Here is an 18,553-nt window from a genome sequence, read left to right as displayed (position 1 = left end):
GTGAAAAAACCTCCTTTTTTCCTCAAAATCACTCAATTTTCATATCGCAACACTACTAATAAAGCCTTGTAAGAAGGCTAATTTTTTACGCTGCTAATTTAGTTTTATATGATACGAAGGCTAATTTCAGTCTTAAATAGTTCGTTTTTAACCAAAGCAAGACTTTTGCCTTGTAGGGTGAGTTCCATTTTTTTAGTTTGGTAATCAAATCAGGAACGCCCAGGATGTTGATACTGCGTTTGATGTTATAAACTAGCATTATTAAGCTGTGTTCGCCGTTTACTTTTTCCAATCCTGTTAAATTGGTATGATTGTAACCCCATTGCCGCTTGATGGTTCCAAAGATGTGTTCGTTTATCTCCTGCCGTTTGCGGTAGAGTTGTGCATTTGCGTGATAGCGTTTATTGTTTGCTTCTACAGCATCCCCATATTGACTGCGGTCTATTTCCCTGCCTCCTGCTCGACTTGTGCATAAATGTTTTACCGAACATCCTTTGCATTTGGGGGTTCGGTATTTTTTAAAATTATAACTATCTCTATCTTTGCTTTTCTTGTGCCAACTACCTGTCGTTTTTAATACTTCGCCCTTTGGACAAGTATAGCTGTCGGTGGTTTTATCGTATTGGAATTGGGAAACTAAATAGGCTGCGGTTGTTCCATTTTCATTGCTTTTTCCTTGTTCAGGTTGAGCTACTATGGTAGTGATATTGGCTTGCTGGCAAATTTCTATTTGTTTGCCATTATGATAACCTTTGTCTACCAAAGCCGTATAAGTCTCAATGGCTAAGTTTTCTTTGGCTTCCAAAGCGATTGCTGATAATGCACTGCGATCATTACGATTAATGGTGTGAGTTGCAACCACAAGATTATGTTTGGAATCAACTGCAGCTTGGATATTGAAGGAAATCTCGACCACTTGCCCTTGAACTAATAACGCTCTAGCATCGCTATCGGTGGTGCTTATCTGTGGTTCTCCGCTGGCTTTTAGTTTTTCTTCCAGTAGTTCATAACGCAATTTATTCCCCTTTAATCGTTCTATTTTTTGTTGGATGTGCTGTATTTTAGTAGCACTTTCTTTAACATCATTTTCATCCAAAGCAGTTAAGTATTCTTGGGTTTTGGATTCAATATACTCGAGGTGTTTGTCAATTTTCTTTTGGTTGAAATTGGCTTTCTTACTATTATGAGCTCGACTTTTTGTGCCATCAATGGCTATGGTTTCACCGCCTATTAAGTCGGAATCTTTTAAAAAGGAAACAAATAGCTTGAAAGTATTTTTTAAAGCCAAAGGATTATTCTTTCTAAAATCAGTGATACTATGGTAATTGGGACGAATATTTTCTAAAAGCCATTGCATTTCTATATTTCTTGAACATTCTTTTTCTAAGTCACGACCACTTCTGAACCCGTTGAGATAACCGTATAAGTAGATTTTTAGAAAGACTTGGCTATTGAAACTGGGCCGACCTTCGGTCTTAAGCGTTTTTACAGCGAAACCAAGCTTGCTCAGATCAATATGTCCAACGAAGGCATCGATAAAGCGTACCTGATTATCTGTACTTATGGCGTCTTCTAAACTCGAAAAACGCATTTGGTGGCGGGAAATTCCTGTGATGTGTTGCATGACTAAAAATACGAAAATTCCTCTTTTTATTCTAGTATTTTGCTATATTTGATTGAGAATCAAACGAAAGTTTTTTCACAGACTGACGTTAGGTGCAAGCGTGGCTCACGAGAACTGAAAACAACAATAATTTACAAAAAATAAATATTTTTCATGAATAAAACTCTATTTGGTTTAGCTTTACTATCATATAATTGGAATAATTACAAAAAGGATATTTTTGACAGTTACGTACCATTAGTATGCCATACGTTACAAAAAGATACTGATAATTTAACTTGTAGAGAAAAAACACAATCCGATTTACTAGAATATTACGGAATAAATATTTCACTTGGTGCTTGCGAAAGTTTGCTGAAAAGAATGGTAAAAAATGGATTATTAACTAAAAATTCTCCTAATGAATACTTTATTCATTTTGATGCAGTTTCTGAAAATGTAAAATATAGTGAACGTGAAAATTTAGATAGATCTTTTAGATTATTAGTAATTGAAATTAAAAAATATAGTAAAGAAAATTTCGATATTGATATAAGTACGGAAGATATCGAATTAGGTTTAATAAACTTTTTCAGAGATAATGATCTAGATTTGCTCTTTGCTAATAATGATGGTAAAAGTGTATTACCTAAAGTAACAGAAAGCAAAAAAGCAAAATACATAATTGCAAAATTTATAACTGAAATTCAAAAAGAAGATCCTGAAAAATTTTCTATCGTTTTAAAGTTAGCTCAAGGATATGCAATCGCTTCTTTAATTACCTATGAAGATATTAATAGTTTTTCTGGTAGTTTAGAAGACGTAGAAATATATTTAGATGCTCCAATTCTTTTTAGTCTACTAGCATTAAATGGTGAATCAAATTTATTGTTAGCACAAGAACTACTAACAACTTTAAATGCTAACAAAGCAAAATTGAGAATTTTTGAAATTAATTACGGAGAGCTTTTTAAAACAATTCAAGATACGATCCGAAGATTAAATGAAAACGATTATATTTTAGCAAAAAGTTCTAGAGTTTTAAGAACGGCATTAAGAGAAAATATTTCTGCACAACAATTACAAATAAAGCTAAACCAATTAGAAGATATTCTTAAAAGTTACAAGATTGAAAAAAAAGATTTTCCTTCTGGTACTGAATGGAAATATCAAATAGACGAAACTAAACTAACAGACAGTATAGTAGAATTATATCAAGGCTCAAACGATAGCTACAAATTACCGTGGTACAAATCAAATCAAATTGAAAGAGATGTAGAATCAATATCTAATATTTTTAAAATTAGGAAATCAAATCAAGCAATAAGCTTAAAAAATGCTAAAGCAATTTTTTTAACTAACAATGATTTAATTGCTTATGCTACAAAAAAATATGAGCAAAAAGAATGGGAATATAAATCTACAATTCCAGTATGTGTTACTGATATATTTTTATCGACAATTTTATGGGCAAATTATCCAACAAAAAACGATAATTTAAATATAAAACAACTAATGAGTGAATGCTATAATATTATTGAATTAGACAACAAACTGTTGCATAAGTTTTATGAAGATATTACAAAAATGCACAAAGAAAATATAATTACTAACGAACAATTTTACTTGCTAAATTCTTCGAACATAGCATATTCTCTACTTGAAAAGAAAACACTTAACGATATAGAAGTTTATACTGACAGAACACCCGGTGAAATATTAGAGGATATTGAACTTAAAATGAAGGCTGAACTTGATGAAGAAAAAAATAAACTTTCTAAAATTGATAACAATTTGTCAAAGTTTTCAAAATTTATAGCAACAGCTGTTTTTTACTTTATTGCAATTATTTTAATAAGTTTATCAATATTATTTAAAACTCTAAAACCCGCTCTTGATAATGATATTTTCAATATTTCGATTTGGACTGTTTCAGCGCTAATAGGAGTTTTTGGATTTATGAGGTGGATGGATTGGATACCAACAAAGACAGCGTTGGAAAGTAAAATTGAGGTTAAAGTATTTAATAAACTAAAAATATTACTCAACAAATAACGCCAGCACCTAACAGCCATTTTGATATAGCTGGAATTTAGTGGAATTATCGTTTCGCATCTAGTTTTCGTTAAGCCGAAAATTGAGCGGTTACGAACTTCCAGCCATCTCAAAGTGGCAAAACGTTGTGCGTAATACAAAAAAAAAATGCGTAAATGAAAAACATTCTACTACTTATTTCATTCATACTTTTATTAGGATGTAAAAATGAAAACAATTTAGAAAATGAAAATACTAAATCTAAAACACAAGAGGTATATTCTGAAATTGTCGATAACAAATTAGTTTACGCAGTAATCAACTCAGCACTTTTGAATAGAGACAAAGAAAACATAATAAAGAATTGTGATGCAGTAATAAATAGAAAAACAACCGTATTTATAAATTATGATTCGACTTTTATTAAAAAGTTTGATACAATTTTCAACGAAAATGAGAAAAAATTCATCTTAAAACAATACAAAAATGGAAATCATTTTATCTTAGATCAATCTTTTGTAGAAAACAAAAAGGTTATTGAAATTGACACCACAATATTTTATTCAGAAAAAAAGAAGAAAAGCTTTTGGAAGAAAATTAATGAGGACAATAAATGTATTAGTTTTATATATGTTCCTTTATTTAACTTAAAAAAAGATTTAGCAATTGTGGAATGTGGCACACGGGGAGAAACAGGAATATTTATATATAAGCTCGAATCGAACGGAAAATGGAAACTAAACAAAACGGTAGAAAAAATTATCGAGTAACAAGTACTACGCACAACAGCTGTTTTGAGCTAGCTGGAATTTAGTGGAATTATCGTTTCGCATCAAGTTTTCGTTAAGCCGAAAATTGAGCGGTTACGAACTTCCAGCCATCTCAAAGCAGCGACACGTTGTGCGTCAACTTGGCAAATCGTAGTGGAAAAATAAATTATTTAGGAAACAGTGGAAGTATTAATTCATTTTGTGTTTGAACTTATAAAAATCTCAATTTTGGGATGTTTGCACGCTACAATAATAATTTATCTTTTAAAGTTAATAGCGAAGTTTAAGCCGAATACTTTTATCGAGAAAATATTAAATCGAAAAAAAATTGCTTGGTTTACAATTGGATTTTTAGTTTCAATTAGCTTATTCATCTTTTTATTTTCATATTGGGGAAATCACGAACTTGGTGATAGCGCAAGAATTCCTATAGGTTATGACAAAGAAATTTCAAACATAAATTGGACAAAATACGCGAATTTTGAAGGTGTGAAAAGTCTAGATGGTTATGAAATTTATACTACCAAATTTAAAAATGACGGAAAAATACTGTGCGGAAATTACGACAGTGATTTTTACGATTATAAAAATAGTTACTTTGTTTACAATTTGGAAATAGATCAACTAACCGAATTTACAACTGAAGCAGAATATAATACTTATGCCGTAAAAAATGGAATACCAAAAACAAATCAGTTCCTTACTTTTGAAGATAATTATGGGAATTATTGGAATGGTTGGAGATTTTGGTTACTAGCATAAAAGCCGAACGCACAACAACTGTTTTGAGCTAGCTGGAGTTTAGTGGAATTACCGTTTCGCATCAAGTTTTCATTAAGCCGAAAACTGAGCGTTTACGAACTTCCAGCCATCTCAAAGCAGCAAAACGTTAACTGTTATTTTACCTCAAAATCGTCATAATCAATACATCCAAAAAATTCAAATAAAAATAGTATTTTAGCATTCTAATTAATTTTGAATTTCAAATGGCAGATAGAACAGAAAAGGAACTTTTAAGTGAAATTGTAGAATACTTTGAAAAATACATTTTTGAAAATCACATAAATGCATCACTTGCAATTCATTCTAGACTTAAATCATACAACATAAATCCAATTGTTGTTAAATATTTATCTAAAGTTTTAGAAGGTAATTATAGTCCAGAAGGAGTAGCAAAAGCACTTTTTTATCCAAGAGTTTTAGGAACATCAATAAATACATCATTCGGAACTAGAATTCAGAATATGTTTGTTCAACTACAAATCGCTGATGGTTCATTAATTCCTGGAATGGATATTGAGTTTACTGACAAAAGAGATAATAGAAAAAAATGGTGTCAATTAAAATCAGGACCAAATACTATTAATTCAGAAGATGTAAAGCCACTAATAAGAAAATTTACTAACACTATTCAATTAGCAAGAACTAATCAAGCACTTAAAAACATAAATAATACAGATTTTATAGTAGGTGTTTTATATGGTGAAACTAGTGAATTAAGTATGCATTATAAAGAAATAGACAAATTTCACCCTGTAATAATTGGGCAGGATTTTTGGCACATGATAACTGGATTTCCAGATTTTTACAATGGTTTAGTAGCTTCACTTCAAGAATGCATAAACAATCTTGACACAAAGGAACTTATTACTAAAGGTTGTGATGAACTAACAGAAGAAATTAGAAATTCTCCTTTATTTCATTTTTAAACTAGAATAATAGCTATTCAAAAACTTAATAATTGAATAACCAACTTCTTTTCCTAAATTAACAGGAACGGCATTTCCGATTTGTTTGTATTGCTGAGCAACTGAACCTTCAAATTTCCAATTATCAGGAAAAGTTTGAATTCTAGCATATTCTCGAACAGTAAATGGTCGAGTTTCTTCAGGATGACATCTTTCTGTTTGCTTTTGTGCTGGACTACAAGTTAATGTTAAACAAGGTTCGTCCCAACCTATTCTTCTTGCAATTCCTGTTTTTCCACCACCAAGATGAAAGCTTCCACCCATAAATTCTTTTTGAATTTCTATCGGCAAATCTCTCCAATAACCTTTTGGTGGAACCAAATCTAAAACATCTATTTTACTTTTTGGATATTTTGATCCTTCTGATTTTGGAACATCGCAATCAAACAAATCTCCTTTTTTCAGTGCATCTTCTAGATTATATATTTTCTTGTAAGGTTTAGGATATTCATATTTTAAATCAATATCTTTTCTAATTCCGACTAAAATCAATCGTTCTCTCTTTTGAGGAACATTAAAATTAATTGCTTTTAAAACTTGAACAGGAACAACATTATAACCTATTTCATCTAAAATAGAAATCATTCCTTGTAAAGTTTTACCATTTTCGTGACTTAATAAACCGCGAACATTTTCACCAATACAAATTGGCGGATTGACTTCTTTTACAACTCTCGCAAACTCATAAAATAACGTACCTCTTGCATCTGCTAAACCTAATTTTTTTCCCGCATAACTGAATGCTTGACAAGGAAATCCACCAGTTACAATATCAACTTTGTTTTCATAATCCTTAAAACTATGAGTTTTTATATCTCCTTCCAAAACATTCCAATTTGGTCTGTTTTTTCTTAATGTTTGACAAGCCCATTTATCAATTTCATTCAAAGCTACGCACTTTAAACCCGCTTTTTCCATTCCAACAGCTAATCCACCAGCTCCAGCAAAAAGCTCTAAAACAGTATATTCATTTTGAGGCTCAACATAATTTGAAACTGTTTCTTGAATATTTTCATCCAAAAAATCTGCAAATAAAGTATCAACATCAGATTTTCTATAAACTCGATAATTACTCATTGGCTCACGTACTGCAGGCAACTTACCTTCTTTATCCCAACGTCTTAAAGTCTCTTTACTTTTACCAATATATTCAGAAGTTTCTGAAAGTGTCATATACTCACTCATAACCAAATTATTTAACCTTACACAATGGTTACAAATTTAAAAGAAAAAACGGAATAACCAAACAAATGAAAAAGAAAAAAACAACAGTTAACAGCGGTTTTGCAAGATTGCGAATTTTGTGATAAATTCACGTTTACGTTTCGCAATAAATTTTATCTTTAACGGAAAATAATCGGTTACGAAGTTCGCAACCTCGCAAAGCCGCAAACCGTTAGCACCAATGGTAGGACGACATAAAAACAGACCAATGAAAAACATAAAAGCAATTTACTTTTTGACACTTTTGACTTTCACATTAACTGCGTGTGGACAGACAAAAAGTGACATAACTATACTTGGAAAATCATACGCTGAACAAGAACTTAAATCGGCACTTACCGACAAATCCCAACACAACGTAATTGATAACAAGACTTCAATTATTAAAGACAGTTTGACTGCAATAAACATAGCAGAACCAATTCTTTTCAGCATTTACGGCAAAGACAACATTACTAAACAGCGACCATATGAAATTTACTTCATTGACAGTTATTGGGTAATTGGTGGAACACTTCCAAAAGAATATTTAGGTGGGACATTTTTAATAATCATTGACTCAAGAGACTGTAAAATAATTAGAATAACTCACGGAAAATGACAACGAAAGACCGACACGAACGAACCACTGGTGCTAACAGGCGTTTGGCAAAAAAGCGGGTTCAGTGCTTAAAAGAAGTTTCGTGCTTCATATCAAGTTTAGTACTGGCAGACAGTTTAGTGCTTCGAAATCCGCTTCTTCGCCAAGCGCCAAAACGTCAGGCTGTGAAAAAACCTCCTTTTTTCCTCAAAATCACTCAATTTTCATATCGCAACACTACTAATAAAGCCTTGTAAGAAGGCTAATTTTTTACGCTGCTAATTTAGTTTTATATGATACGAAGGCTAATTTCAGTCTTAAATAGTTCGTTTTTAACCAAAGCAAGACTTTTGCCTTGTAGGGTGAGTTCCATTTTTTTAGTTTGGTAATCAAATCAGGAACGCCCAGGATGTTGATACTGCGTTTGATGTTATAAACTAGCATTATTAAGCTGTGTTCGCCGTTTACTTTTTCCAATCCTGTTAAATTGGTATAATTGTAACCCCATTGCCGCTTGATGGTTCCAAAGATGTGTTCGTTTATCTCCTGTCGTTTGCGGTAGAGTTGTGCATTTGCGTGATAGCGTTTATTGTTTGCTTCTACAGCATCCCCATATTGACTGCGGTCTATTTCCCTGCCTCCTGCTCGACTTGTGCATAAATGTTTTACCGAACATCCTTTGCATTTGGGAGTTCGGTATTTTTTAAAATTATAACTATCTCTATCTTTGCTTTTCTTGTGCCAACTACCTGTCGTTTTTAATACTTCGCCCTTTGGACAAGTATAGCTGTCGGTGGTTTTATCGTATTGGAATTGGGAAACTAAATAGGCTGCGGTTGTTCCATTTTCATTGCTTTTTCCTTGTTCAGGTTGAGCTACTATGGTAGTGATATTGGCTTGCTGGCAAATTTCTATTTGTTTGCCATTATGATAACCTTTGTCTACCAAAGCCGTATAAGTCTCAATGCCTAAGTTTTCTTTGGCTTCCAAAGCGATTGCTGATAATGCACTGCGATCATTACGATTAATGGTGTGAGTTGCAACCACAAGATTATGTTTGGAATCAACTGCAGCTTGGATATTGAAGGAAATCTCGACCACTTGCCCTTGAACTAATAACGCTCTAGCATCGCTATCGGTGGTGCTTATCTGTGGTTCTCCGCTGGCTTTTAGTTTTTCTTCCAGTAGTTCATAACGCAATTTATTCCCCTTTAATCGTTCTATTTTTTGTTGGATGTGCTGTATTTTAGTAGCACTTTCTTTAACATCATTTTCATCCAAAGCAGTTAAGTATTCTTGGGTTTTGGATTCAATATACTCGAGGTGTTTGTCAATTTTCTTTTGGTTGAAATTGGCTTTCTTACTATTATGAGCTCGACTTTTTGTACCATCAATAGCAATAGTTTCTCCCGAAATCAAGTTAGCATCTTTTAAAAAGGAAACAAATAGCTTGAAAGTATTTTTTAAAGCCAAAGGATTATTCTTTCTAAAATCAGTGATACTATGGTAATTGGGACGAATATTTTCTAAAAGCCATTGCATTTCTATATTTCTTGAACATTCTTTTTCTAAGTCACGACCACTTCTGAACCCGTTGAGATAACCGTATAAGTAGATTTTTAGAAAGACTTGGCTATTGAAACTGGGCCGACCTTCGGTCTTAAGCGTTTTTACAGCGAAACCAAGCTTGCTCAGATCAATATGTCCAACGAAGGCATCGATAAAGCGTACCTGATTATCTGTACTTATGGCGTCTTCTAAACTCGAAAAACGCATTTGGTGGCGGGAAATTCCTGTGATGTGTTGCATGACTAAAAATACGAAAATTCCTCTTTTTATTCTAGTATTTTGCTATATTTGATTGAGAATCAAACGAAAGTTTTTTCACAGACTGACGTTAGCAGCAAGGCCACACGAAATACTTAAAATCATGAAACAGTTTTTAACTTTAATTATTGCAATAAGTTTTCTGAGTTGCTCAAACAGAAAAGTTTTTGTTTTAAAAGACGCAAATAGTGAAAAATTCTATTTATCGGATTCAATTAACTTTAGAATAGATGCTGGACAATTAACAAGTTCTCCACTTATAGTAATCGATGGAATACCACTCAAGTACAAAAATGAACTTGATACAGTTTATTTGCCAATTGAGAAGAAAGATGTCTATTTATTAACCTTTTTGGGTAAAAAAACAGCAAGCGTAATATATGGCGAAAATGGAAAAAAAGGTGTGGTTTTAATTTCTACCAAACCAAATCCAGAATAAATATAAGCCCAGCAGCTAACAGCTGTTTCTCGCAATTGCGAATTTTGTGGTAATTTCACGTTTGCGTTTCGCAAGAATTTTTATCTTTAACAGAAAATATAAAGTTCCGAAGTTCGCAAACTAAAGGCAAAACGTTGCAGTAAATGATTTTGCAATCGTTTGCGACGAAAAAGAATATAGCGAAATAGCAAAGCGGAAAATACTTTGGTTTAATTAAAGTGAAGCATTTTGTGCATAACAAAAATCTTATAAGCATTTCCCATATTGGGAACTTTTGTTTATCTTTGAAAAAAAAATTAAACATTGAGAATAATTTCGAAAAAGATATTGCGAGATTTTTGGGAAGTTCATGCAGATTCAGAACAGCAACTCAAATCCTGGTTTCAGGAAACCAGCAACGCTGAATGGAAAAATCCAAACGAAGTAAAAAAAGAATATCCAAGCGCGAGTATTTTAAATGATAATCGCTTTGTTTTCAATATCAAAGGAAATAATTACAGATTGATTGTAAGGATAAATTATAATTACCAAATGATTTGGATTCGATTTATTGGAACGCATGCAGAGTATGATAAGATTAACGCTAACGAAATTTAAAAGCTATGGAAATTAAACCTATAAAAACAGAAAAAGATTATAATCAAGCTTTGGAAAGATTGGAAACAATCTTTGATGCAAAATTCGGTTCAGCAGAAGGCGATGAACTTGAAGTATTGGGAATTCTTATCAATCAATATGAAAATGAACGTTTTCCAATTGGTTTACCAGATCCAATCGAAGCGATAAAATTCAGAATGGAACAAATGGGTTATAATCAAAATGATTTGGCAAAGATTGTTGGATTGAAAAGTCGAGCAAGCGAAATCTTAAACCGAAAAAGAAAACTTTCATTAGAAATGATTCGTCAACTTCATGAGAGATTGAATATTCCAACAGATGTGCTAATTCAAACATATTGAAATAAAGCACGTCGGCTAACAGCTGTTTCTCGCAACCGACGAGAAGTGGCATAACTTCAAACTGTCTAAAAACCTCAGTTTTGAGTTTTTGTTCTCGGATTCCTATCTTTGAAAAATATAAAATATGGAATTCTTAGAGAGTTTATTTAGGTTCTTAGACGAACTGACGTTATAGCCAATGCGAAAAAAATGCAGAATCCTGAAATAGATTGAAATGAAATTTGAACTAAAATTTATAACTGATTACGGACAGTTCTATATTGCTGACAAAAATGCGAAAGGAAATACTGGTTCCGAAAAGTTTTGGACTGACGAAGCATTCACCGACAGACTTGCAATAGAAGATGGAATAATTGGCGTTGGAATTGCGAATGATGAAGGAATAGTAAATTGTGAATTTGAAATTTTAGATTCTGAAAGTTTAATTAAAGATTTTGCCGAATTTGACCACGTAGTAGAAGCTAGTATAAATATTCATTCTGGAATTTTACAAGTATTGGACTGCCCAAATTCCGAAATTGAAATTGAAGTAGAAATTGAAAATGGCGCATACAGAATACGTGTTTATTCGTTAAATTTGGAAACAGCTTTTGATGAAAATCCAAGCGATTACTATAAAATTGAAATGTGGAAAGAAGTCAATTCGAAACGGAATGTTTTACAAAGATATACGGAAAAATAACCACTGTCTATAACCGCCATTTGAGCGAGCTGGAATTTAGTGGAATTACCTATTTAAATCACACTGAAATTGAATATAAGTTAAGATAGATGCGGTTTAAGTTACCAGCCTTCATTAAATCCATTTTTTAGTGCCAACTGGTATTTATCTAAATCAAATTTATACAAATCGGGTGCTTTGTGGGCCCCTCCTTTTCTACTTTCGTCTAGTTTTTCAAGGATATCATAACGCAGCATTTTTCGATAAAAATTACCGCGATTTAATTTTTTACTTAAAATAATCTCATACAACTTTTGAAGTTCAGGCATGGTAAATTTTTCAGGCAGTAAACTATGACCAATAGGTTTATGATTTAATTGTCGGCGAAGTGTTTCCAATGCTTTATCAAAAATACTTCTGTGATCCATCATAAAAAGGGGTAATTCCTCAATTGCTTTCCATTCACAAGCATCGGAAATATCGTCCATAACCAAATTGACTTGGTGAAAATCGACTAAAGCATAAAATCCTACCGAAAGAAATCGCTGTTTATTCCATAATGTATCTGGAAATTCGTCAAAAATACCAGCTGACCGATTTAGATCACTAAAAACTTTAAATTCCTGTAAGTAAATATTTTCAGCACCTGTTCTACTAAACAGGATTCTATTGGCTGCTTGTTTCAAATTTTCTGTTTTTAAAACATATCCCCCAGGAAGCGCCCAAAGATCTTTTTCTTTCAATCTTGTAAGCAATACTTTTAAGATGCCATCATGAAATCCAAAAACGACACAATCAACAGATAAATTTGGAATATAAATATCCCAAGCTTCATTTGACTTCTCTTCTATTATTTTATTAAATTCCATTTTTTCAAGTTGGTTGCGAAAATACGAAATAGATTATAATTTTTACTTTAAAAACTGATAATCAAAAAATAAACTCCTTTTTTTTACAAATATTAAAAAAAAATAATTAATATTGCTTCATATTGAAGCAATAAAAACTATTTATTAAATAAACCACATGAAAAACAACACAATTTCACAAATCGTAAAAACTTCGCTGCTATCAGCGTTAGTTGTTTCTGGGATTTCTTGGACAAAAAAACCAGAAATAAATGACCCGAAAAATAGTCCAATCATTACTATAAATGGTTTTACTTTTTCAGATTTAAATAAAAACGGAAAATTAGATAAATATGAAGACTATCGACTTTCTACCCAAGATCGAATTCAAGATCTAATTAATCAAATGAACGACGAAGAAAAAGCGAGTATGCTTATTGGAATCGGAATGCCTGGTTTTGATTGGGAAAAAATGCAATTCACAACAGGGAAAGAAACAGCAAAAGTTCCTGGTTCAGCAGGTGGTACAACTGAAATTTCCAGATTAGGAATTCCATCGGTAATTGTATCTGATGGTCCTGCAGGTGTGCGTATTAAACCAATTAGAGAAGACGATGCGAACACTTATTATGCTACAGCTTTTCCAGTAGGAACGGCATTAGCCTCTACTTGGAATGAAGCACTTATCAATTCAGTTGGTAAAGCAATGGGAAATGAAGTAAAAGAATATGGTATAGATGTACTATTAGGTCCTGGAATGAATATTCACAGAAATCCATTGTGTGGAAGAAACTTTGAATACTATTCAGAGGATCCATTAATCGCTGGAAAAATTGCAGCAGCAATGGTAAATGGTATACAATCTAATGGTGTAGGAACTTCGATAAAACACTTTGCTGCAAATAACCAGGAAAGAAACCGAATGGGTGTTAATGCACATGTTAGCGAAAGAGCTTTACGTGAAATATACCTAAGAGGTTTTGAAATTGCAGTAAAAGAGGCACAACCGTGGACTGTAATGTCTTCATATAACTTTTTGAATGGTACCTATACATCGGCACGTAAAGATTTATTAACCACTGTACTTCGTAATGAATGGGGTTTTAAAGGGTTAGTAATGACTGACTGGTTTGGTGGATACAACGGATTTGGGGCTATAATGAATAAAGATGTTGTTAGTGATGTTACCAAACAACTAACTGCTGGAAATGATTTATTGATGCCAGGTCTACCTGCTCAAAAAAATGCAATTATTGAAAATATAAAAAATGGTAAATTATCTCAAGAAGACATCAACATTAATTTAAGAAGAGTCTTAGAACTAGTAATGAGATCGCCTGCAATGAACAATTACCATTATTCAAATAAACCAAACTTAAAAGAAAATGCACAAGTAACTAGAGATGCTGCTGCAGAAGGGGTAGTTTTATTGAAAAACGAAGGTAATGTATTGCCATTTACTTCAAAATCAGCTCCACTAGCTGTTTTTGGTGTTACTTCTTATGATTTTATTTCTGGTGGAACTGGAAGTGGTGATGTAAATGAAGCCTATTCTATTTCCTTAATTGAAGGTTTAACAAATACTGGTTTTTCAATTGATACCGAATTAGAAGGACTATACAAACCATTTATGGTTGCTCAAAAAGAAATTGAAGCTAAAAGACGTGAAAAAGAAGGTTTATTGGCAACACCAAAAAGACTTCCAGAATTAGAATTAAATGCAGAAATCGTTCAAAATAAAGCTAAAACTTCTGAACTGGCATTAATCACAATTGGTAGAAATGCAGGTGAAGGGGATGATCGTAAAGTTGAAGAAGATTTTAACTTAGCACAAGATGAAATCAATTTAATCAATACCGTTTCGGCAGCTTTTCATGCTCAAGGCAAAAAGGTAGTGGTTGTTTTAAACATCGGTGGTGTAATCGAAACGGCTAGCTGGAAAGACAAAGTGGATGCTATTCTTTTACCTTGGCAACCGGGTCAAGAAGGAGGAAATTCTGTTGCAGATGTTTTCTCTGGAAAAGTAACTCCTTCTGGAAAATTAACAATGACTTTCCCTGTAAAATACGAAGATACACCATCGGCTAAAAACTGGATTGGAACACCTCCAGAAAACCCTACTGATGTAACTTATGAAGAGGGAGTCTATGTTGGATATCGTTATTTCAACACTTTTCATGTAAAACCATCTTACGAGTTTGGTTACGGATTATCATATACTACATTTGATATTTCAAATTTAAAAATGAGCTCAAAAGCATTTACAAACAAAATGGATTTTACAGTAACTGTAAAAAATACAGGTAAAGTAGCAGGTAAAGAAGTAGTACAATTATACCTTTCTGCTCCATCAAAAAGCATTGACAAACCAATTTCAGAGTTAAAAGCTTTTGGTAAAACCAATTTATTACAACCTGGAGAAAGTCAAACAATTACATTAACGTTAAATCCTAAAGATTTAGCTTCATTTATTACAAGCAAAAACGCATGGATTGCTGAAGCAGGTACTTATAAAGTAGCAATTGCAACTTCCTCATTGGACACAAAACATACGGCTACATTCACATTAGCAAAAGAAACAATTGTTGAAAAAACAAATTCTTCCTTTGCTTCTGACTTAAAATTTACTGATTTAAAACATTAGTATACTAATTTATAATAATTCTTTAAAATGGGTTCGATTTTTCGAACCCATTTTTTTGTTTCTAAAGAATTTGTTTTACTACTTTTACAACCTATAACCTGTCACCTTAAAACGGGACAAAAAGTAACAATTCCATGTCTGTAGCAAAAAAAGATTATAAAAGAATAACTACAAAATCATTAATTGAAATGAAAGCCAATGGAGAAAAAATCTCCATGCTTACTGCCTATGATTATTCTATGGCAAAGATTGTTGATACAGCCGGTATTGATGTTATTCTAGTTGGAGATTCGGCTTCAAACGTAATGGCGGGACATGAAACTACGTTGCCTATTACATTAGACCAAATGATTTATCATGCCTCCTCTGTGGTACGAGCTATCGAAAGAGCACTAGTTGTTGTTGATTTACCTTTTGGAAGTTACCAATCGGATCCCAAAGAAGCCTTGCGTTCTTCTATCAGAATCATGAAAGAAAGCGGTGGACATGCGGTAAAACTAGAAGGAGGAAAAGAAATTAAAGAATCAATTAAAAAAATACTGAATGCTGGAATTCCAGTTATGGGACATTTGGGCTTGACCCCACAATCGATTTATAAATTTGGAACCTATACCGTAAGAGCTAAAGAAGAGGACGAAGCTGATAAATTAGTGGAAGATGCTAAATTATTAGAAAGGCTTGGGTGTTTCGCTTTAGTTTTAGAAAAAATACCTGCTCATCTAGCTGAAAAAGTGGCCAAAAGTATTTCGATTCCTGTCATTGGAATTGGTGCTGGAGGTGGTGTTGACGGTCAAGTACTAGTCATTCATGACATGTTAGGAATGAATAATGAATTTAGTCCTCGCTTTTTACGTCGTTATATGGATTTATACGACGGAATGACTAAAGCCATTAGTCAATATGTTGCTGATGTAAAATCTAGCGACTTCCCAAATGAAAAAGAACAGTATTAATCTTTTATTAAAGGTGTTTTAACATTCATGGTTGTATATTTACCCTAAATAAATATTACTATGCTTGAACCACCTAATACATTTATTGTAATTCCTTGTTATAATGAGGAAAAAGGAATTACAATTAAAGAATATTCAAGGTTTCTAGATAATTATCATCACGCAAAGATTTGTTTTGTAAATGATGGATCAACTGATAGTACCCTTGCTTTACTAAATATTTTAAAGAAACAATATACGAATCAAGTGTATATTGTTTCTTTATTAAAAAATGCGGGTAAAGCAGCAGCAGTTAGAGAAGGAATCATCTATTGTAATCAAAATTTTGACCACCAGTTTATTGGGTATTTAGATGCTGATCTTGCTACAACACTAGAGGAATTCATGGAAATCCAAAAATACATAAAGGATGAAATTGTATTTTGTTTTGGTTCCCGAATTAGAAAAATAGGTTCCACAATTGAGCGTCAAAATAGTCGCTTTTTGATTGGTCGTGTTATTGCGACTTTTATTTCACATGTATTGGGCATTAAAGTTTACGATACACAATGTGGTTGCAAAGTTTTTACAAGAGAAATTTCGATTCGATTGTTTAAAAAAGAATTTATTTCAAAATGGCTGTTTGATGTTGAGCTCTTCTTTAGAATGATTATCCTTTTTGGAAAAGAAAGAGCCATTCAAAAAATGTATGAAGTTCCGCTTAAATCTTGGATTGAAAAAGGAAATTCTAAAGTTAAACCAAGCTACTTTTTTAAACTTTGGATCGATTTATTCCAAATTAGAAAAAAATACAAAAACAACTCTACCAAATTAATCTAACCTAAACTCTAAAAAAATGATTGCAGAGAAATTTAAAAGTAACTCTTATGTTCTATCTATCTCCGTAATTCTTATCGCTTTATTTAGATTATTGTTGACTGCAGCAATTCCTTTACTAGATAAAACGGAAGCCAGATATGCTGAAATTGCAAGAATTATGCAAGAAACCAATCAATGGGTTGTCCCTCAAATTGATTACGGTATTCCTTTTTGGGCAAAACCCCCATTATCAACTTGGTTGTCTGCTTTTAGTTATGTTATTTTTGGCGTAAATGAGTTTGCTTCAAGATTTCCATCTTTTTTACTTAGCATATTATTAGTGATTATAGCAGGTAAAATGGTTAAAAAAAGCGGAGCTTCGTTCTATTTACCCGGTTTTATTTTATTAACGATGCCTGAGTTTTTAATACATACAGGCGTAGTTTCAACTGATACTGCTTTAGAATTTTGTGTAGCTATCATGATGATTTCTTTTTGGAAAACCATGAAAAGTGATAAAAAAACCTATTGGAATTATCTGTTTTTTGTTGCTTTCGGATTGGGACTATTGGCCAAAGGACCACTTATTATGGTGCTTACTTTTCCCCCATTATTTATATGGTGTTGCTTGGATACAAGAAGATTTCGCGAATTGTTTTCTAAGTTTTCAGTTATAATTGGGATTCTAATTACAGCCCTAATTGGACTACCTTGGTATTATTTTGCTGAACAACAATCACCTGGTTTTCTAGATTACTTTATAATTGGAGAACACTTCAAGCGTTTTATTGAACCCGGCTGGCAAGGAGATTTATATGGTAGTGGTCACTCACAACCAAAAGGAATGATTTGGCTTTTTATGCTTGGTTTTGGACTTCCATGGGTGCAAATTGTTTTTTATAAATTATGGAAAAATAGAAAATCAATATGGAAAAACGACTGGATTTCCTTCTTGGTTTTATGGTTATTCTGGACCCCTATTTTCTTTACTTTATCTAAGAATATACTCCATACGTATATGCTTCCTGTAACACTTCCTATCATGTTTTTGATGGTGTATTGGTGGGATGACTTTGAAAGTAAAAAGAAACTCATCCGAGTTGCTTTAATTTTTCCAATAATTGCAGTTATAGCGTATACCGTTCTTGCAACTGGAATTTTTGATGACAAAATGAATACTGATAAGTACATCTTGGAACATCTTATGGAGAAAAACGAGAACAAAGATATACCACTATATTATTGGAAAGAGAAAAATTATTCTGGTCAATTTTATACCAATGGAAAAGCACAATTAATAAAAAATGCTACCCAATTTGATTCTGTTTTTAAATTACATAAAAAAATATTTTTAGTAACTCTTAAGAAAACTGAAAATGAAATTCCAGAAAAATATAGGAAACAAATGGTTTTAACCGAAAGCAATTATAAAACAGCTATTTTTGTAACAAAATAAGAGACTAAA

General features: G+C 32.4%; 17 protein-coding genes. 13 read left to right on the top strand and 4 right to left on the bottom strand.

Features of this window, described 5'->3' with window-relative positions; translation table 11 throughout:
• Nucleotides 1-85: 85 nt before the first annotated feature.
• Nucleotides 86-1,624 carry an IS1182 family transposase gene (locus AB3G34_RS05045; protein ID WP_369753638.1) on the bottom strand — a complete coding sequence of 513 codons (1,539 nt, stop codon included), beginning with the start codon at nt 1,622-1,624 and terminating at the stop codon, nt 86-88.
• 153 nt (nt 1,625-1,777) lie between these two features.
• On the opposite strand from AB3G34_RS05045, the gene AB3G34_RS05040 reads away from it, so the two are divergent.
• The 4 genes from AB3G34_RS05040 (at nt 1,778) to AB3G34_RS05025 (ending at nt 6,116) form a co-directional block, all read left to right on the top strand.
• On the top strand, nt 1,778-3,658 hold the full coding sequence (locus tag AB3G34_RS05040) for a hypothetical protein (RefSeq protein WP_369753637.1): 1,881 nt from the start codon (nt 1,778-1,780) through the stop codon (nt 3,656-3,658).
• A 155-nt stretch (nt 3,659-3,813) separates the two neighbouring features.
• Entirely contained in the window at nt 3,814-4,407 is a 594-nt protein-coding gene (locus tag AB3G34_RS05035; RefSeq protein ID WP_369753636.1) for a hypothetical protein, read from the top strand.
• Nucleotides 4,408-4,644: 237 nt separating this feature from the next.
• Nucleotides 4,645-5,169, top strand: a complete 525-nt coding sequence (locus AB3G34_RS05030) for a hypothetical protein (protein WP_369753635.1) — start codon at nt 4,645-4,647, stop codon at nt 5,167-5,169.
• A gap of 224 nt (nt 5,170-5,393) precedes the next feature.
• A complete protein-coding gene (locus tag AB3G34_RS05025; RefSeq protein WP_369753634.1) occupies nt 5,394-6,116 on the top strand; it encodes a PmeII family type II restriction endonuclease in 723 nt (240 codons plus the stop codon).
• On the opposite strand, the gene dcm is transcribed toward AB3G34_RS05025, so the two are convergent.
• Nucleotides 6,102-7,340: a DNA (cytosine-5-)-methyltransferase gene (dcm, locus tag AB3G34_RS05020; RefSeq protein ID WP_369753633.1), complete on the bottom strand. Its 1,239-nt coding sequence runs from the start codon at nt 7,338-7,340 to the stop codon at nt 6,102-6,104. The genes AB3G34_RS05025 and dcm overlap by 15 nt on opposite strands.
• A 220-nt stretch (nt 7,341-7,560) precedes the next feature.
• Here dcm and AB3G34_RS05015 point away from each other — a divergent pair, with 220 nt between their 5' ends.
• Nucleotides 7,561-7,980, top strand: coding sequence for a YbbC/YhhH family protein (locus tag AB3G34_RS05015; protein ID WP_369753631.1), 420 nt, complete (start codon nt 7,561-7,563; stop codon nt 7,978-7,980).
• 249 nt (nt 7,981-8,229) lie between these two features.
• Here AB3G34_RS05015 and AB3G34_RS05010 read toward each other — a convergent pair whose 3' ends face one another.
• The gene (locus tag AB3G34_RS05010) at nt 8,230-9,768 is read right to left on the bottom strand and encodes an IS1182 family transposase (RefSeq protein WP_369752343.1); all 1,539 of its coding nucleotides are present in this window, start codon (nt 9,766-9,768) and stop codon (nt 8,230-8,232) included.
• A gap of 121 nt (nt 9,769-9,889) precedes the next feature.
• Between AB3G34_RS05010 and AB3G34_RS05005 the strand changes: the two genes are divergently transcribed.
• The 4 genes from AB3G34_RS05005 (at nt 9,890) to AB3G34_RS04990 (ending at nt 11,866) form a co-directional block, all read left to right on the top strand.
• Nucleotides 9,890-10,225: a hypothetical protein gene (locus tag AB3G34_RS05005; protein ID WP_369753630.1), complete on the top strand. Its 336-nt coding sequence runs from the start codon at nt 9,890-9,892 to the stop codon at nt 10,223-10,225.
• Nucleotides 10,226-10,528: 303 nt separating this feature from the next.
• Nucleotides 10,529-10,822 (top strand): type II toxin-antitoxin system HigB family toxin, encoded by a 294-nt coding sequence (locus AB3G34_RS05000; RefSeq protein WP_369753629.1) that lies wholly within the window; start codon nt 10,529-10,531, stop codon nt 10,820-10,822.
• Between the two features lie 5 nt (nt 10,823-10,827).
• On the top strand, nt 10,828-11,184 hold the full coding sequence (locus AB3G34_RS04995) for a type II toxin-antitoxin system HigA family antitoxin (protein ID WP_367769379.1): 357 nt from the start codon (nt 10,828-10,830) through the stop codon (nt 11,182-11,184).
• A gap of 214 nt (nt 11,185-11,398) precedes the next feature.
• A complete protein-coding gene (locus tag AB3G34_RS04990; RefSeq protein ID WP_367769376.1) occupies nt 11,399-11,866 on the top strand; it encodes a hypothetical protein in 468 nt (155 codons plus the stop codon).
• A gap of 101 nt (nt 11,867-11,967) precedes the next feature.
• Here the strand turns inward: AB3G34_RS04990 and AB3G34_RS04985 are convergent, their stop codons facing one another.
• On the bottom strand, nt 11,968-12,714 hold the full coding sequence (locus tag AB3G34_RS04985; RefSeq protein WP_367769373.1) for an NUDIX domain-containing protein: 747 nt from the start codon (nt 12,712-12,714) through the stop codon (nt 11,968-11,970).
• Nucleotides 12,715-12,871: 157 nt separating this feature from the next.
• Between AB3G34_RS04985 and AB3G34_RS04980 the strand changes: the two genes are divergently transcribed.
• The 4 genes from AB3G34_RS04980 (at nt 12,872) to AB3G34_RS04965 (ending at nt 18,544) form a co-directional block, all read left to right on the top strand.
• Entirely contained in the window at nt 12,872-15,337 is a 2,466-nt protein-coding gene (locus tag AB3G34_RS04980; protein WP_369753628.1) for a glycoside hydrolase family 3 N-terminal domain-containing protein, read from the top strand.
• A gap of 134 nt (nt 15,338-15,471) precedes the next feature.
• A complete protein-coding gene (panB, locus tag AB3G34_RS04975; RefSeq protein ID WP_367752660.1) occupies nt 15,472-16,290 on the top strand; it encodes a 3-methyl-2-oxobutanoate hydroxymethyltransferase in 819 nt (272 codons plus the stop codon).
• A 60-nt stretch (nt 16,291-16,350) separates the two neighbouring features.
• Entirely contained in the window at nt 16,351-17,109 is a 759-nt protein-coding gene (locus AB3G34_RS04970) for a glycosyltransferase (RefSeq protein ID WP_369753627.1), read from the top strand.
• A gap of 16 nt (nt 17,110-17,125) precedes the next feature.
• Nucleotides 17,126-18,544: an ArnT family glycosyltransferase gene (locus AB3G34_RS04965; RefSeq protein ID WP_369753625.1), complete on the top strand. Its 1,419-nt coding sequence runs from the start codon at nt 17,126-17,128 to the stop codon at nt 18,542-18,544.
• Nucleotides 18,545-18,553 lie beyond the last annotated feature (9 nt).

The sequence above is a fragment of the Flavobacterium sp. WC2409 genome, from assembly GCF_041200085.1.
Taxonomy (GTDB): Bacteria; Bacteroidota; Bacteroidia; order Flavobacteriales; family Flavobacteriaceae; genus Flavobacterium.
Note: the sequence above shows the minus strand (reverse complement) of the source record. Positions and strands in the feature narration are given on the sequence as shown.

Bases quoted from the DNA above. Each gene is read 5' to 3' on its own strand.
- AB3G34_RS05045 (WP_369753638.1), bottom strand. From the start codon at position 1,624: ATGCAACACATCACAGGAATTTCCCGCCACCAAATGCGTTTTTCGAGT.
- AB3G34_RS05040 (WP_369753637.1), top strand. From the start codon at position 1,778: ATGAATAAAACTCTATTTGGTTTAGCTTTACTATCATATAATTGGAAT.
- AB3G34_RS05035 (WP_369753636.1), top strand. From the start codon at position 3,814: ATGAAAAACATTCTACTACTTATTTCATTCATACTTTTATTAGGATGT.
- AB3G34_RS05025 (WP_369753634.1), top strand. From the start codon at position 5,394: ATGGCAGATAGAACAGAAAAGGAACTTTTAAGTGAAATTGTAGAATAC.
- dcm (WP_369753633.1), bottom strand. From the start codon at position 7,340: ATGAGTGAGTATATGACACTTTCAGAAACTTCTGAATATATTGGTAAA.
- AB3G34_RS05015 (WP_369753631.1), top strand. From the start codon at position 7,561: ATGGTAGGACGACATAAAAACAGACCAATGAAAAACATAAAAGCAATT.
- AB3G34_RS05010 (WP_369752343.1), bottom strand. From the start codon at position 9,768: ATGCAACACATCACAGGAATTTCCCGCCACCAAATGCGTTTTTCGAGT.
- AB3G34_RS05005 (WP_369753630.1), top strand. From the start codon at position 9,890: ATGAAACAGTTTTTAACTTTAATTATTGCAATAAGTTTTCTGAGTTGC.
- AB3G34_RS04995 (WP_367769379.1), top strand. From the start codon at position 10,828: ATGGAAATTAAACCTATAAAAACAGAAAAAGATTATAATCAAGCTTTG.
- AB3G34_RS04990 (WP_367769376.1), top strand. From the start codon at position 11,399: ATGAAATTTGAACTAAAATTTATAACTGATTACGGACAGTTCTATATT.
- AB3G34_RS04985 (WP_367769373.1), bottom strand. From the start codon at position 12,714: ATGGAATTTAATAAAATAATAGAAGAGAAGTCAAATGAAGCTTGGGAT.
- AB3G34_RS04980 (WP_369753628.1), top strand. From the start codon at position 12,872: ATGAAAAACAACACAATTTCACAAATCGTAAAAACTTCGCTGCTATCA.
- panB (WP_367752660.1), top strand. From the start codon at position 15,472: ATGTCTGTAGCAAAAAAAGATTATAAAAGAATAACTACAAAATCATTA.
- AB3G34_RS04970 (WP_369753627.1), top strand. From the start codon at position 16,351: ATGCTTGAACCACCTAATACATTTATTGTAATTCCTTGTTATAATGAG.
- AB3G34_RS04965 (WP_369753625.1), top strand. From the start codon at position 17,126: ATGATTGCAGAGAAATTTAAAAGTAACTCTTATGTTCTATCTATCTCC.